This window comes from Aminobacter sp. Piv2-1, from assembly GCF_037625995.1.
GTDB lineage: Bacteria > Pseudomonadota > Alphaproteobacteria > Rhizobiales > Rhizobiaceae > Aminobacter.
In genome coordinates this window covers 703798-718242 of record NZ_JARKMU010000001.1, presented here as the reverse complement: position 1 = coordinate 718242, position 14445 = coordinate 703798, and the positions used below count along the sequence as shown (strand labels likewise).

Annotated in this window: 14 protein-coding genes; 3 read left to right on the top strand and 11 right to left on the bottom strand. The window is 67.2% G+C overall.

From position 1 onward, the window contains the following. Positions 1 to 6: 6 nt before the first annotated feature. Positions 7 to 240 carry a DUF2093 domain-containing protein gene (locus AmiPiv_RS03460; protein ID WP_340035840.1) on the top strand — a complete coding sequence of 78 codons (234 nt, stop codon included), beginning with the start codon at positions 7 to 9 and terminating at the stop codon, positions 238 to 240. Between the two features lie 66 nt (positions 241 to 306). Here AmiPiv_RS03460 and lpxK read toward each other — a convergent pair whose 3' ends face one another. The 6 genes from lpxK to AmiPiv_RS03430 all read right to left on the bottom strand — a co-directional run bounded on the left by lpxK (position 307) and on the right by AmiPiv_RS03430 (position 5906). Further along, positions 307 to 1332 (bottom strand): tetraacyldisaccharide 4'-kinase, encoded by a 1026-nt coding sequence (lpxK, locus tag AmiPiv_RS03455; protein WP_340035931.1) that lies wholly within the window; start codon positions 1330 to 1332, stop codon positions 307 to 309. Positions 1333 to 1334: 2 nt separating this feature from the next. Beyond that, positions 1335 to 2651 carry a lipid IV(A) 3-deoxy-D-manno-octulosonic acid transferase gene (waaA, locus tag AmiPiv_RS03450; protein WP_340035839.1) on the bottom strand — a complete coding sequence of 439 codons (1317 nt, stop codon included), beginning with the start codon at positions 2649 to 2651 and terminating at the stop codon, positions 1335 to 1337. Beyond that, the gene (locus tag AmiPiv_RS03445) at positions 2648 to 3439 is read right to left on the bottom strand and encodes a lysophospholipid acyltransferase family protein (protein WP_445206886.1); all 792 of its coding nucleotides are present in this window, start codon (positions 3437 to 3439) and stop codon (positions 2648 to 2650) included. The genes waaA and AmiPiv_RS03445 overlap by 4 nt, the downstream gene beginning before the upstream one ends. Beyond that, positions 3439 to 3690 carry a DUF4170 domain-containing protein gene (locus AmiPiv_RS03440; RefSeq protein WP_340035837.1) on the bottom strand — a complete coding sequence of 84 codons (252 nt, stop codon included), beginning with the start codon at positions 3688 to 3690 and terminating at the stop codon, positions 3439 to 3441. Before AmiPiv_RS03440 ends, AmiPiv_RS03445 begins: the two co-directional genes overlap by 1 nt. A gap of 76 nt (positions 3691 to 3766) precedes the next feature. Continuing rightward, positions 3767 to 4576 (bottom strand): 3'(2'),5'-bisphosphate nucleotidase CysQ, encoded by an 810-nt coding sequence (locus tag AmiPiv_RS03435; protein WP_340035836.1) that lies wholly within the window; start codon positions 4574 to 4576, stop codon positions 3767 to 3769. Further along, positions 4563 to 5906, bottom strand: a complete 1344-nt coding sequence (locus tag AmiPiv_RS03430) for a TldD/PmbA family protein (RefSeq protein ID WP_340035835.1) — start codon at positions 5904 to 5906, stop codon at positions 4563 to 4565. The genes AmiPiv_RS03435 and AmiPiv_RS03430 overlap by 14 nt, the downstream gene beginning before the upstream one ends. Before the next feature lie 232 nt (positions 5907 to 6138). Between AmiPiv_RS03430 and AmiPiv_RS03425 the strand changes: the two genes are divergently transcribed. Beyond that, on the top strand, positions 6139 to 7515 hold the full coding sequence (locus AmiPiv_RS03425) for an MATE family efflux transporter (protein WP_340035834.1): 1377 nt from the start codon (positions 6139 to 6141) through the stop codon (positions 7513 to 7515). Between the two features lie 18 nt (positions 7516 to 7533). Here AmiPiv_RS03425 and AmiPiv_RS03420 read toward each other — a convergent pair whose 3' ends face one another. From AmiPiv_RS03420 to AmiPiv_RS03400, 5 genes are all read right to left on the bottom strand, one after another. Then, positions 7534 to 8355, bottom strand: coding sequence for a patatin-like phospholipase family protein (locus tag AmiPiv_RS03420; protein WP_340035833.1), 822 nt, complete (start codon positions 8353 to 8355; stop codon positions 7534 to 7536). Then, on the bottom strand, positions 8352 to 9707 hold the full coding sequence (locus AmiPiv_RS03415) for a M16 family metallopeptidase (RefSeq protein WP_340035832.1): 1356 nt from the start codon (positions 9705 to 9707) through the stop codon (positions 8352 to 8354). The genes AmiPiv_RS03420 and AmiPiv_RS03415 overlap by 4 nt, the downstream gene beginning before the upstream one ends. Positions 9708 to 9711: 4 nt before the next feature. Further along, positions 9712 to 11085 (bottom strand): M16 family metallopeptidase, encoded by a 1374-nt coding sequence (locus AmiPiv_RS03410; RefSeq protein WP_340035831.1) that lies wholly within the window; start codon positions 11083 to 11085, stop codon positions 9712 to 9714. 106 nt (positions 11086 to 11191) lie between these two features. After that, positions 11192 to 11746 carry a 16S rRNA (guanine(966)-N(2))-methyltransferase RsmD gene (gene rsmD / locus AmiPiv_RS03405; RefSeq protein WP_340035830.1) on the bottom strand — a complete coding sequence of 185 codons (555 nt, stop codon included), beginning with the start codon at positions 11744 to 11746 and terminating at the stop codon, positions 11192 to 11194. Continuing rightward, positions 11746 to 13857: a pseudouridine synthase gene (locus tag AmiPiv_RS03400; protein WP_340035829.1), complete on the bottom strand. Its 2112-nt coding sequence runs from the start codon at positions 13855 to 13857 to the stop codon at positions 11746 to 11748. The genes rsmD and AmiPiv_RS03400 overlap by 1 nt, the downstream gene beginning before the upstream one ends. Positions 13858 to 13934: 77 nt before the next feature. Here AmiPiv_RS03400 and AmiPiv_RS03395 point away from each other — a divergent pair, with 77 nt between their 5' ends. Further along, on the top strand, positions 13935 to 14387 hold the full coding sequence (locus AmiPiv_RS03395) for a nucleoside deaminase (RefSeq protein WP_340035828.1): 453 nt from the start codon (positions 13935 to 13937) through the stop codon (positions 14385 to 14387). Positions 14388 to 14445 lie beyond the last annotated feature (58 nt).

Here is a 14445-nt window from a genome sequence, read left to right as displayed (position 1 = left end):
AAACCGATGATGAACCGTTTCGAAGGCCCCGGCGCGCGCGAAGCCCGCATCCGCTATCTCGACGGCGATTTTCAGGTGACCAGCCCCGGCTCCTTCGTGCGCTGTGCGGTGACGGCCGAGTCCATTCCGCTCGACGAGCTCAAATACTGGAGCGTCGCCCGCCAGGAGCCCTATCGCGACGCCTCGGTCTCGCTCGGGCGCGAGATCGACATGAACCCGGACCTGCGCAAGCGCCGCTAGCACATCAGCCTGGAAATCTGGGCGATTCTCTGGAAGCAGGCCGCGCAGCTTCGGCCAGCCTGAGCGTCAGCCTGCTACCTTTCGCCGCCGCCAGGCGTCCAGCGTCTCGTCGACGATGCGCTCCGCGGTGTGCTCGATCTCGAACACCGCATCGATTTCAAGCACGTTGAGCCGCGCCAGGAATTCGGCGGCCGCTGCGCCATGGCGCAGGCGTGCCGCGTCCTTGGTGGTGGTGACCAGCTCCAGCTCGCCGGCCTGCGCGGCCTTGGCCAGATCCTCCAGTTCGTCCGGAAGGTAGAAGTGATGATCGGGGAAGGCATGGGCCAGGACCACCGTCCCCCCGGCCTTTGCGACCGTGTCGAAGAACTTCTCCGGATGGCCGATGCCGGCGAAGGCGAGGAAGCGCCTGCCCTGGAACATCTTCTTGCCGCGCGGCCGCGCCGTCGCGACGAAGACCGGCTTGCCGGCGCGCGCCGCCTGGCGCACGACCGCGTTGGCCATGTCGCCCTCGCCCATGCGGACCACCGCGTCGGTAAATCTCAGCTGGTCGACCAGGCGCGCGCGCATCGGCCCCGCCGGGATGACGTGGCCGTTGCCAAGGCCGAAACGCGCGTCGACTACCACCAGCGCATAGTCGATATGGATGCGCGCGCTCTGGAATCCGTCGTCCATGATGAGGAAATTGCAGCCGCGCTCGATGAGCAGCTTCGCGCCCGCGGCGCGGTTCGGGGTGACGGCGACGGGGGCATGCTCGGCCAGCAGCAGCGGCTCGTCGCCGACATGCTTGGCGCTGTCGTGCTGCCGGTCGACCACATGCGGCTCGGCAAAGCTGCCGCCGTGGCCGCGCGACAGGAAGCCCGGCACGAGTTGCATGCGCTTGGCCTGTTTGGCGAGCGCGATCGCGATCGGCGTCTTGCCCGTGCCGCCGACGGTGAAGTTGCCGACGCAGAGCACCGGCGCATCGATCTTCTCGCGCCGCGCCGCCTTCATGCGCCGCCCGGCCACCAAGGCATAGAGCGACGACACCGGGTACAGCGCGTAGGCACGCCAGTCAGGCTTTTCCCACCAGAAAGGAGGCGCTTCGCTGGCCAGTGCTACCTCCCGCCTGCGCCCTTGAGGCGCGCTTTCACGATGAGCGGGTGGATGAAGGGTTCGAGCGCCTTCAGCGTGCGCGCCAGCGCCCCCCGCATCTCCTCGACCGTCGAGGCACCGGCAGCCATCATGTCGTGGCGCGCGATCTCGTTGCCGAGGAGGAAGTTGACTGCCCCCGCCAGCATGTCGCGGTCGCGAACGATCTTGGCGCCGCCCTTGTCGATCAGCCGCTGGTAGGTGTCGCGGAAGTTCTGGACGTTGCGGCCGGAAAGGACAGCGGTGTCGAGCATTGCCGGCTCGAGCGGATTCTGCCCGCCCTCCGACGTCATCGAGCGGCCGACGAAGGCTATCTCGGTGAGGCGCAGGTAAAGCCCCATCTCGCCGATGGTGTCGCCTAGCAGGATGTCAGTGTCGGGCATGATGCGGTCGCCGGTGCTGCGCCGGGCGAGCTTCAGCCCAAAGCCGGCAAGCTCCGCCGCCACCGCCGCGGCGCGCTCTGGATGGCGCGGCACGATGACCGTCAGGAGCCCGCGATGGCGGTTGCGCAGCATCGCGTGCACCTCGGCCGCCACGACCTCCTCGCCGTCATGGGTCGAAACGGCCGCCCATGTCGGGCGGAGACCGATCTGGCGCTGGACCATGTGCAGGGCACGCTCGTCGACCGGCGGCGGGGCGGTATCGACCTTGAGGTTGCCGGAGACAGTCACCGGCCGCGCACCGAGCGCGCGGAATCGCTCGCCGTCGACCTCGGACTGCGCCACCACATGCGCCATGTTCTCGAACAGCGCCTCGGCAATGTAGGCCCGCTTTTTCCACGACTTGAACGAACGGTCCGACAGGCGCCCGTTGACGAGAATCTGGGGCACGTTGCGCGCGCCCAGTTCGAGGATGGTCATGGGCCATATCTCGGACTCGGCGATGATCGCCAGGTCCGGATGCCAATGGTCGAGGAAGCGGCTCACCGCCGGCTTGAGGTCGAGCGGCACATATTGATGGATGATGCGGGGACCCAGGCGCTCCTCGGCGACCTGGGCAGAGGTGACCGTGCCCGTGGTGAGGACGACGCTAATGCCGTAATCCAGAATGCTCTCGATCAACGGAACGACCGCGATCGTCTCGCCGACGCTCGCCGCATGGCACCAGATCAGCGGGCCGTCCGGCCGTTCGCGGCTGGCGAAGCCATAGCGCTCGCGTCGGCGATTCTTGTCTTCCTTGCCTTTTGAGGTCCGCCAGGCGACATAGCCGCCGACCATCGGATAGGCTGCGGCACCCGCGTAGCGGTACGCCTTGAGGACGGTCCTGGCCCAGCGTTCGCTCATCTCGCGCCGTCCACCATGCGATATGCCTGTTCGGTTGCAAGATTTATGGCTGCGGTGAGTTCCAAGCGCTTGCGCTCCATCTCGGCGTCGTCCGCATCGACGGCCACTTCGATCAGCGGGCCAACGGCAACCGCGCAGCGGCCGAAGGGCAGGTTGACGGTTGTCTTGTCCCAGCTCTTCTCGATCACCGTGCGACGGCTGGTGGCGATCGCCGCCGGGGCAATGGGCCTGCCGGAAAGACGGGCCAGAAGGACGATGCCCATGCCAGCGTCACGGGGTGTGCCATGCGGAATGTCTGCGATCATGCAGACGTTCTTGCCGGTATCGAGCGCCTTTTTCAGGGCAATGAGGGCGGTCGCACCACCCTTTTCGTGCTTGCTCTTTCTTTGACGGCCGCCCGAGCCGCGCACCGCCTCGATGCCAAACTTGTTGATGACCAGCGCGTTGAGTTCCGCATCGGCGCTGCGCGAGACCATCGCGACCAGGCCGCGGCCGCTGGGATAGAGCGCCGGCGCAAGCAGATGCTGTCCGTGCCAGAGGCCGATGATCAGCGGCTCCCTGTCGGCATAGACGCCGCCGGCCAGTTGGAACGAGCCTTCCGCATAGGGATTGGTCAGCTTGATGAAGCGCAGCGCTCCGGCAAACAGGCTGGCGACCGCGCCTTTTGCAAAGTGCGACTTGGCCAGTGGTTCGCGTATGCGCCGCCACAAACCCTTCGGCGCCGGCTTTGCACGCTTCTTGTTCGCCGCGGGCCTCACGGCCGGCGACGCCATGCGGGATCCCTCCATCAGCTCTGACCGGGCGCCTTCACTTCCGGCTCGAGCAGGCGATGCAGGTGGACGACGAAATAGCGCATATGCGCGTTGTCGACGCTGGCCTGCGCCTTCGCCTTCCAGGCCAGCTCAGCCGACTTGTAGTCCGGGTAGATGCCGACGATGTCGAGCGCATCGAGATCGCGGAATTCCGTGCCGCCGAGCTTCTTCAGCTCGCCGCCGAACACCAGGTGCAAAAGCTGCTTCTTACCGTCTTCCTCGGCCATCTCAGTCCTTGATTCATCATATGCTGGGTCCGCCTGATCTAGACCAAAGCGGACCGTTTTGGAACAGCTTCCAGTTCTACCGGCCGTCCGGACCGGCAATCACGCTTGCCATGGCGGCGAGCAGCTCGCCGCTTCCGGCCATCAGCTCGCCATGGACGATCCGCTCGCCTGCAAAGGCAGGCAAGCCGCCCTCGCTGTCAAGCAGCCGCCCGCCGGCTTCACGCAATATGAGTTCGGCCGCGGCAATGTCCCAGTCATGCGCATTCGGCTTGACGAAGGTCGCATCCAGCGCGCCGCTGGCGATCATCGCCAGCCGATAGGCCAGCGATGGAATATAGGCCACCCGGTCGAGCCGCGGCTGCCATTGCGGCGGGAGGCGGTCGATCATCGGCTTCGGCCCCGCGATGCTGAGCCGTTCGCCGCCGGGTCGCACGCCGATCCGGTCGCCGTTGAGATAGGCGCCGCCACCAGCCACGGCCCAGTAGGTCTCGCCGCGCGCCGGGCATTCGAGCACGCCCGCAAGCGAGCGGCCGTTCTCCACCACCGCCGCGCTCACGCACCATTCGGCCCTGCCCTCGACGAAGCCGCGCGTCCCGTCGATCGGATCGACGACGAAGGTCCGGCGGGCGCCAAGGCGTTCGGGATTGTCGGCAGTCTCCTCCGACAGCCAGCCATAGTCCGGCCTCGCAGCCATCAGCGTCTCGCGAAGGTAGCGATCGGCGGCATAGTCGGCCTCGCTCACCGGCGAGTTGCCGCCCTTGAGCCAGACCTCGGGGTTGCGGCGGAAGTAGCCCATGGCGATGCGTCCGGCCTCGGCCGCCGCTATGCGCAACAGTTCGAGATCGGCCAGCATGCCGGCTTGTGCTGCGACGTCAGCTTCCGGCAAGGGTCATGCCTTCGATCAGCAGGGTCGGCGCGGCCGTGCCGTAGTTGCGGTCGAGATCGTTCGCCGGCACCATGCGCAGGAACATGTCCTTGAGGTTCGACGCGATCGTCACCTCCGAGACCGGCCAGGCGATTTCGCCGTTCTCGATCCAGAACCCCGACGCGCCGCGGCTGTATTCGCCGGTGATCATGTCGACGCCCTGGCCGAAGACCTCGGTGACGTAGAAGCCGCTCTTGAGGGACCGGATCAGGTCTTCCGGCGACTTGTCACCCGGCTCGATCGAAAAATTCGTCGACGACGGCGATACCGACGAGCCGCCGCGCACGCCACGGCCGTTGGTCGCAAGGCCCAGTTCCCGTGCGGCCGAGGTCGACAGGAACCAGTGGTTGAGCACGCCGTTCTCGACCATCTTCAGCGTGGCGCCCTCGACGCCCTCGCCGTCGAAGGGCCGCGACGCCTGGCCGCGGCGCTTGAGCGGTTCGTCGATTGCGGTGATCGCGGCCGAGGCCACCTGCTTGCCCATCATGTCGCGCAGGAAACTCGTCTTGCGGGCGACCGAAGCGCCGTTGATCGCCCCGGCAAGATGGCCGGCGATGCCACGCGCAACGCGCGGGTCGAAGACGACGTCGACGGGACCGGTCTGCGCCTTGCGGGCGTTCAGCCGCTTGACCACGCGCTCGCCGGCCTTGCGGCCGATCTCGTCAGACGGGTCGAGGTCGGCGAAATGCAGGCGCGAGGAGTATTCGTAGTCGCGCTCCATCGCCGTGCCCACTCCGGCGATGACGCTGGCCGAGCGAGAGAAACGCGACCCGACATAGTGTCCGAGGAAACCGTGGGACGTCGCAAGTACCAGACCGCCGAGCCCGGCGCTGGCACCGGCGCCGGACGAATTGGTCACGCCCTTGACGGCGAGTGCGGCACTTTCCGCCGCCAGCGCATCCTCCTTGAGGCGCTCGGCCGAAACGACGGTTGCGTCGAAGAGGTCGAGGTCGCTTGGGGCCGCGGAGAGCAGCGAAGCATCGGCCAGCCCCTGGAAAGGATCCTCGGGCGAAACCCTGGCCATCGCTACGGCGCGCTCGGCCAGGGCCTTCGCGTCGGACGCGGCGGTCGCCGAAACGCTGGCGACGCGGCGCCCGACAAAGACGCGGAGCGAGACGTCCTCGCTCTCCGAAGCCTCGGTCGCCTCGACCTTGCCCAGGCGCACCGAAACGCTGGTCGAACGCCCGCGCACGGCGACGGCATCGGCGGCATCCGCACCGGCCTTCCTGGCGGCCTCCACCAGGCTCGCGACCCGGTCAGCCAGTTTCGCGGCATCGTTGGTATCGTTCATTTGGCGTGTTCCGATTGCTTGCGGCCGGTCGCGGCCCTTTCCTCCATCTATTGTCCCCTACCGGCTTGTGCAATGGGTGGGTACATGGTCAAACCGAGTCCAACCCTACTCAACGGCCTCGACCAAAACCGAAGCGGATGCCCCAGGCCGTCCGCCGCCAAAGCCTTCCCGGGTCCATATGTCCAGTCCAAGCCAGGCAGCGCTGCCCGCAAAATTCACAACCGGCTCGACGATGCGTCACGTCATCGTGATGACCGCCACGGGCTCGGTCGGTCTCGTCGCCATCTTCATCGTCGACGCGCTCAACCTGTTCTACATCTCTCTCCTCGGCGTGGAAGAGCTGGCAGCCGCGATCGGCTTTGCCTCGACGCTGCTGTTCTTCACCGTTTCCATTTCGATCGGCTTCACCATCGCCTGCGGGGCGCTGGTCGCCCGCTGCCTCGGTCGCGGCGCACGCGAGGAGGCCGCGCGCATGGGCGGGGCCTCGATGGTGTTCATGGGGCTCGTAACACTGCTCGTCACGGTCGCGACGCTGCCCTTCCTGCGGCCGCTGCTGGTCCTGCTCGGCGCAACAGGCCAGACGCTCGAACTGTCGGCTCGTTTCATGCTCATCGTCCTGCCCTCCTTCCCGATCCTGGCGCTGGGCATGTGCACGACCGGCATTCTCCGCGGCGTGGGTGACGCCCGGCGGGCCATGTACGTGACGCTCGGGAGCGGCGTTGCCGCCGCCATCTTCGATCCGCTGTTCATCTTCGGCTTCGGGCTGGGGCTCGACGGCGCGGCAATCGCCACCGTCCTGTCGCGCTGCGTCATGCTAGCCATCGGCATCCACGGCGCCCATGCTGTGCACAAGCTGATCAGGATTCCTGACATGAGGGAGTTGCGCGAGGCCGTGGCGCCATTCTTCGCCATCGGCATCCCGGCGATGCTCACCCAGATCGCCACGCCGGTGGGCAATGCCTATGTCACCGTCGAGATCGCCGCCTTCGGCGACCAGGCCGTGGCCGGCTGGGCGATCATCGGCCGCCTGGTGCCCGTCGCCTTCGGCGTCATCTTCGCGCTGTCCGGCGCCGTAGGTCCGATCCTCGGACAGAACTACGGCGCCCGCAAGTTCGACCGCCTGACATCGACCATGCGCGACAGCCTGCTGTTCACCATCGTCTATGTGCTGGCGGTGTGGGCGCTGCTCGCGATTTTCGCCAACCCCATCGCCGGCATCTTCGGCGCCGACGGGATCGCCCGCGACCTCATCGTCTTCTTCTGCCTCTATGCGGCGGGCAGCTTCCTGTTCAACGGCGCGATCTTCGTCTCCAGCCCCGCCTTCAACAACCTCGGCTACCCGGCCTATTCGACCGTCTTCAACTGGGGCCGTTCGACGCTCGGCGTCATCCCCTTCGTCTGGGTGGGTGCGCATTACTGGGGCGCGACCGGCGTCATCGCCGGCTGGGGGCTGGGCGCCGTGGTGTTCGGCGTCGTGTCGATGCTGGTGTGCTTCCGGGTGGTCAAGGCGATCGCCAGCGAACCCCTGCACAAGGAGGAGACCCCGCCTGCCCCGCCGCCGGCGGCGCAGTCGCCCTTCTCCACCGGCAAGGCATCGACCCTGCAGTAATTCGGCGGTTCCCCCGAGCTACTGGAGGATTTCGTCGATCGCCTGCTTCAGTTCTTCCTTGAGTGCGGCCGTTTCCGCCAGCACCTGGTCGATCTTGAGGAAATCGAGCGCACGGAAACGCGACACCGGCGGCCGCAGGAAGATGTCGGGCTGGCTCTGGCCGAGCTTGCCGGCGGTGATCGACTGCATCATCAGCTGGGTCGCGCCGAACATCAGGTCGATGGAGTTCGGCCGCTTGCCGTCGTTCTCCACGGGTGCCCCGACGACATCGATGGCGATGGTGAAGTCGGCGAGGCCGTCCAGCAGGTCGAAGGGCACGGGATTGTAGATGCCGCCGTCGATGTAGAGCGTGTTGCCGCGGGTCACCGGCCTGAACACCGCCGGGATCGCCGCCGAGGCGGCCAGCGCCGACAGCAGGTCGCCCTCCTCGAAGACCGACTGGCAATGGCCGTAATAGTCGGTCGCGGTCACCTTGAGCGGCACCTTGAGCTCCTCGAAGGTGGCAGGCACCGCCTCGGGCAGGAAAACCTTGAGGATGCGCTCGATGTTGAACTGGCTGACCCTGATGCCGCTCTCGACCATTTCGGAAAGCGTGCCAGGGCGTGCCTTCCACATCCGGCTCGCCACCTCGCCCGGCCGTCCGAGCACGGAGCGCGAATATTCGCGGATTTCGCTGCCGCTCAGGCCCGCGGCCATGCCGGCGCCCATGATGGCGCCGATCGAGGAGCCGGCAATGGCGACCGGCTTGATGCCCAGTTCGTCCAGCGCCTCGATGACGTGGATGTGGGCCAGCCCGCGCGCGCCGCCGCCGCCGAGAGCGAGTGCGAAGCTCGTGCTCATCCCTTGCCTCCGTCCATCTTCGGACCGAGGATCATCACAGCCGGCTCGGCCGACAGCAGCTTGCGCGCCACGGCCTTCACCTCGTCCAACGTCACCGCGCCGATGAGATCCACCCGCCGCTGGATGTAGTCGATGCCCAGGTCGTCGGTCTGGATGTTGACCAGGGTGCTCGCGATCGCCCCCGACGAATCGAGATTGTTGATGGCGTAGGCGCCCAGCATGTATTTCTTCGCCGCCTCCAGCTCCGCCGCCGTCGGCCCCTCCTCGGCCATCTTGCGCACCACGTCGCGGACCACCGCCAGCGTTTCGGCGGCGCGGTCCGAACGCGTCGCCGTGCTGATGACCAGCGACGATGAATGCTCCTGGTTGATCAGCATGGACGTCACGCTGTAGGCTAGGCCCCGCTTCTCGCGCACCTCGTCGAAGAGCCGCGACGAGAAGCTGCCTCCTCCGAGGATCTGCTCCATCAGCGCGGCGGCCAGGAAGTCCGGCGCATCGCGCGGCACGCCGGGATAGACGAGCTGCAGCGAGGTCTGGGGCAGCGGATATTCGACCTGCAGGGTCTGTCCAAGCTTGGGTTCGACGGGCTCGACCTTGCGGATCTGCGCCTTCTCGGGGAGGTTGCCGAAGACTTGGTCCAACCTCTTCTTCAGGCTTTCGGCGTCGATCGCACCGACGACCGCGATCTTCAGCTGGTCGCGCGCGAAGACTGCCTTGTGGAAGGCGCGCAGGTCGTCGGCGGTGATCGTGGCCAGCGACTTTTCCGTGCCCTGGTCGGGCCGGGCATAGGGATGGGTGCCATAGATCGCCTCGGCCCATTTGCGCGACGCCTCGGTTTCGGGATCGCGCGCATTGGCGACGATGCCGGCAACGATCTGGGAGCGGATGCGGTCGATCGGCGCCTGGTCGAAGCGGGGGCTCTCGACAGCAAGCCTGAGCAGCTCGAAGGCCTCGTCCTGCTGGTCGGAGAGCATGCGCATCGAGCCGCCGAGGTCGTCGTTGCTTTCGCTGAACCCCATTTCGGCGCCGGCATCGTCAAGGCGGCTCTGGAACGCCTCGCTGTCGAGGTCGCCTGCGCCCTCGTCGAAGAGCCCGGTCATCAGGTTGGCGAGCCCCTCCTTGCCGTCGGGATCCTGCGAACTTCCGCCCTCGAAGGCGAACCGGACGGCGATGATCGGCACCGAATAGTCCTCGACCAGCCAGGCGGTGATCCCCTTCTCCGACTTGACCTCCTGGATCTTCACCTCGGCGCGGGCCGCGACCACGGCCGGCAGCACCAGGAACACCAGCGCGAGCAGCAGCGTGGTCAGGGAAGTGCCCAATCTAATGCGCATCGTCATAGGACCGTTCATCGCGTCACTCCCCGTCAGACTTGGCCGGCAGCAGATAGCCGGCAACCGAACGATCGGGATTGAGGTACTTGGCCGCCACCGCCTTGATCTCTTCGGCGGTCACGGCGCGGATCTTGTCCGGCCATTGCTCGACATCCGCCACCGTGCCGCCCGTCGCCAGCGTGCTGCCGTAGATGTTTGCCATGCTCGCCTGGTTGTCGCGCGCGAAGATCATGCTGCGGACGAAGCGGTTCTTGGCCTTTTCCAGCTCGTCTGCGGTGACGCCGTCCTTGATGATGCGGCGGATTTCGACGTCGACGGCGTCCTCCACCTGCTGCAGGCCGGCCTCGCCGCGCGGCGCGCCGTAGACCGCGAAGCTGGTGTCGTCGACCATCGTGCCTTCGAAAAACGCGCCGGCCGACGATGCGATTCCCTGCTTCACCACGAGCTGCTGATAGAGCCGGCTGCGGCTGCCGCCGCCGAGGATCTCCGAAAGCAGGTCGAGGGCTTCGGCCTCGCCGGGCTTGGCGGTCTGGTAGGATGGCACCACCCATGACTTCGAGAAGCTCGGGACGCTGACGCGCGCATCCGTCATCTCGACCGTGCGCTTGGTGTTCTGCTCGGGCTCCTCGGGGCGCGACCGCGGCGGCAGATCGGGGCCGCGCGCGACCTTGCCATAGGTTTTCTGCGCCAGTTCCCGGACCCTGTCGGGCTCGACGTCGCCGGCCACAACGAGGATGGCGTTGTTGGGCGCATAATACCGGTCGTAAAAGGCGGTGGCGTCGACCCGGTTGAGCTTTTCGATCTCGTTCATCCAGCCGATCACCGGGATGCGGTACGGCTCGTTCTGGAACAGGGTGGCATCGACCTCCTCGTTGAGGAGTGCGCCCGGATTGTTCTCGATGCGCGAGCGCCGCTCCTCGAGGATGACGTCGCGTTCGGGTCCGATCACCGCATCAGTCAGCACCAGGTTGCGCATCCGGTCGGCCTCGAAGCTCATCATGGTCTCGAGTGCGCCGGGCGCCACCGTCTGGTGATAGGCGGTGTAGTCGTAGGTGGTGAAGGCGTTCTCGCTGCCGCCGATCTCCGCCACCTTCTGGCTGAACTCGCCGGCCTTGTGCTCGGCGGTGCCCTTGAACATCAGGTGTTCGAAGAAATGGGCGATGCCCGACTTGCCCGGTGGCTGGTCGGCGCTGCCTACCTTGTACCAGACCATGTGGGTGACGATGGGCGCGCGATGATCGGGAATCACGACCACCTGCATGCCGTTTTCAAGGTTGAAGCTCGACACGGTGCCGTCGCTCGGCGCCGCGTGGAGCGCGCCGGCACCGATCAAGCCGAATGCCAGGGCGAGCAATGCCTGCGGCAAGCCTTTCGCCCGAATTAGTTCCAAGCCCATCGACAGCCTCTGAAAGTGGACGCGCCTGCGTTATATGCGGCGGCGCAAAGCGGCGGGAAGTGAATTGTTGGTAATCTTCGCGACCGAAAACGGCTGAAGTCGGGCGCTACTCGGCCGCCATGAAGCGGATCACCGTCTCGCCATAGGACCGCTCGTCCAGGACCGAGAAGCCCGAACCGGGGTCGAACGAAGCCGTAGCGCTTTCCTCGACCACGCAAAGCGTGCCCGCCGCGAGCCAGCCGCCGGCACGGGCCGAGCGCAGGGCGCGTTCGCCGAGCCCCTTGCCGTAGGGCGGGTCAGCGAAGACGAGGCCGAACGGCCCCATGGTACCGGCCTCGCCGAGGCCGGTCGCGTCGCGGCGGAAGATCTTGGTGCGGCCGGTCAGGCCGAAGCTCTCGACATTGGTGCGGATGAGGCCGCGGCCCTCGGCCGATTCCTCGATGAAGACGCAATAAGACGCCCCGCGCGACAACGCCTCGATGCCGAGCGCGCCGGTACCGGCGAAGAGGTCGAGCACGCGCGCGCCCTCGAGCCTGTCGCCGAAGCGGTGGGCGAGCACGTTGAAGACGGCCTCGCGCGTGCGGTCGGTCGTCGGCCGGATGGCGTGATCGCGCGGCGTGGCCAGCGCCCGGCCGCGCAATTCGCCGCCGACCACCCGCATCAGCCGCGACCCTTGCGCGGACCGCCTGGCTTGCCGCCGCGCGGTGCGCCGCCTGCCGGCCTGTCGCCACGCGGCTTGTCGAAGCCGGGCTTGCCACCCTTGCTTGCCGCGCCCTGCGGGCGAGCGCCCGGCGCCATCCAGACATTGGACTTGCGGCTGCCCGGCGTCTCGAACGGCTTCTTCTCGCGCTCGTCACCCTTCTTGCCGCCGAACTTCGGACGATCACCGAAACCGGGCTTGTCGCCGAAACCGGGCTTGTCGCCGAACCGCGGCTTGTCGCCGACCTTGGGCTTGTCGCCGAAGCGCGGGCGCTCGGTCGACAGGCGACCCAGGACGTCCTCACGGTGACGCTCGCGATCGCGCTTGCGATTCTTGATCAGGCCGCCCTCGCCGATGTCGAGGCGCGCGGGCCGCGGGGCACGCGGCGCGTCGTCGTCGCGCCGCTCCTCGCGGCGGGCCGTCGGCTTGTTGGAGAAGGGCTTGACGATGTCGGCGTCGAAATTGGCACCGGATTCCTCGACCAGCCGCTCGCCCAGCTGGTCGCGCAGCATCTTGCCCTTGATCTCCTGGACGTGGCCTTCAGGCAGCTCGCCGAGCTGGAACGGGCCATAGGAGATGCGGATCAGGCGGTTCACCTCGAGGCCGAGCGCGCCGAGGATGTTCTTGACCTCGCGGTTCTTGCCTTCGCGCAGGCCGATGGTGATCCAGGCGTTGGTGCCCTGCTCGCGATCGAGCGTCGCCTCGACCGAGCCGTAGAACACGCCGTCGACGGCGATGCCGTCCTTGAGGTCGTCGAGCTGCTTCTGCTCGACCTTGCCGTGGACGCGGACGCGATAGCGCCGCAGCCAGCCGGTAGCCGGCAGTTCGAGCACGCGCGCCAGGCCACCGTCATTGGTGAGCAGCAGCAGGCCTTCGGTGTTGATGTCGAGGCGGCCGATGGTCATCAGCCGCGGCAGCTCGGCCGGCAGCACGTCGAAGACGGTCTTGCGGCCTTCCGGATCGCGGTTGGTGGTCACGACCCCGGCCGGCTTGTGGAACAGGAACAGCCGGGTGCGCTCGATCGGCGGGATTTCGGTGCCGTCGAGATGGATGACGTCATCGGGCATGACGTTGAATGCAGGCGAGGTCAGCACCTGTCCGTTCACCCTGACGCGGCCCGCCGCGATCAGTTCCTCGGCGTCGCGGCGCGAGGCGATGCCGGCGCGCGCCAGGCGCTTGGCGATGCGCTCGCCCGGCTCCGAATTCTCCTCGGTGCTGCGCGAACGCGGCTTGAAACCATCTGTTTTAGGCCGGCGGTCGCCATCCGGCCTCGGACGGAACGCCCTCGCCTCGCCTTCGCGCTTCTCGAACGGCTTGCCCTCTGGACGCGGCCCCTTGCGGAACGGCCGCTCGCCGCCTGCACCGGCCTCGCCGTCGCGCGGGCGGAATTCGCGATGCGGACGCTCGCCGCCTTCGGCTGGACGCGGGCGGTAGGACTTGTCGCCGGCAAAGGAGCGGCCGCCTTCGCGCTTCTCGTAAGGCTTGCCTTCGGGACGCGGGCCCTTGCGGAACGGACGGTCCCCGCCCTCGGCGCGAGCCTCGCCGTCACGCGGACGGAATTCGCGACGCTCGCCACCTTCGGCAGAGCGCGAGCGATACGGCTTGTCGCCGCCAAAGGAGCGGCCGCCTTCGCGCTTCTCATAGGGCTTGCCTTCGGGACGCGGGCCCTTGCGAAACGGACGGTCCCCGCCCTCGGCGCGAGCCTCGCCGTCACGCGGACGGAATTCGCGACGCTCGCCACCTTCGGCAGAGCGCGAGCGATACGGCTTGTCGCCGCCAAAGGAGCGGCCGCCTTCGCGCTTCTCATAGGGCTTGCCTTCGGGACGCGGGCCCTTGCGGAACGTTGCCGATGACCGCTCCGGGCGCGCCTCGCCGTCGCGCGGACGGAAATCGCGCTTGGGGCGTTCGCCGCCCTCCGCACCTTCGTCACGCTTCACAAACGGCTTCTTGGCGAAGGGCTTGCTGCCTCCCTCGCCGCGCGGCTTGCCGAATTTCCTAGGTCCAGTGTCGCGATTGCCCGCGCCACCTGGTTTGCCGCCCTTGCGCGGGAATTTTTTTCGATCGTCGTCCATGTGGCCTTTGCCCTTTTCGGCGGCTAGATAACAGGAAGAGTTAGGGTTAGCGAGGGGAATATCCGGATGGTGGCGGCGTGAAGCGGCCGGATTTCATGGCACTTGCCTTCGAGGAGGCCGAAGCGGCAGCCGCGCGCGGCGAGGTACCGATCGGTGCCATCGTGGTCCACGGCGGCAAAGTTGTCGCTCGCGCCGGCAACCGCACCCGCGAACTCAACGATGCCACGGCCCATGCCGAGATCCTGGCGATCCGCGAGGCCTCCGACAAGCTCGGCTCGGAGCGGCTCACCGGACACGACCTCTACGTCACGCTGGAGCCCTGCACCATGTGCGCGGCCGCCATCTCGTTTGCCCGCCTGCGCCGGCTCTATTTCGGAGCGGCCGACGACAAGGGCGGCGCGGTGGTCAGCGGCGTTCGCTTCTATGCCTCGCCTACCTGCCATCACGCGCCCGACGTCTATGCCGGCATTGGCGAAACGCGCGCCGCAGAAATTCTCAAAGACTTCTTCAAGGATCGCCGCGACCTCTAGAGCGCCTGCCTGCCCCTGAAAACGAAAACGCCCTGAACCAGTCAGGGCGTCCGGTCAG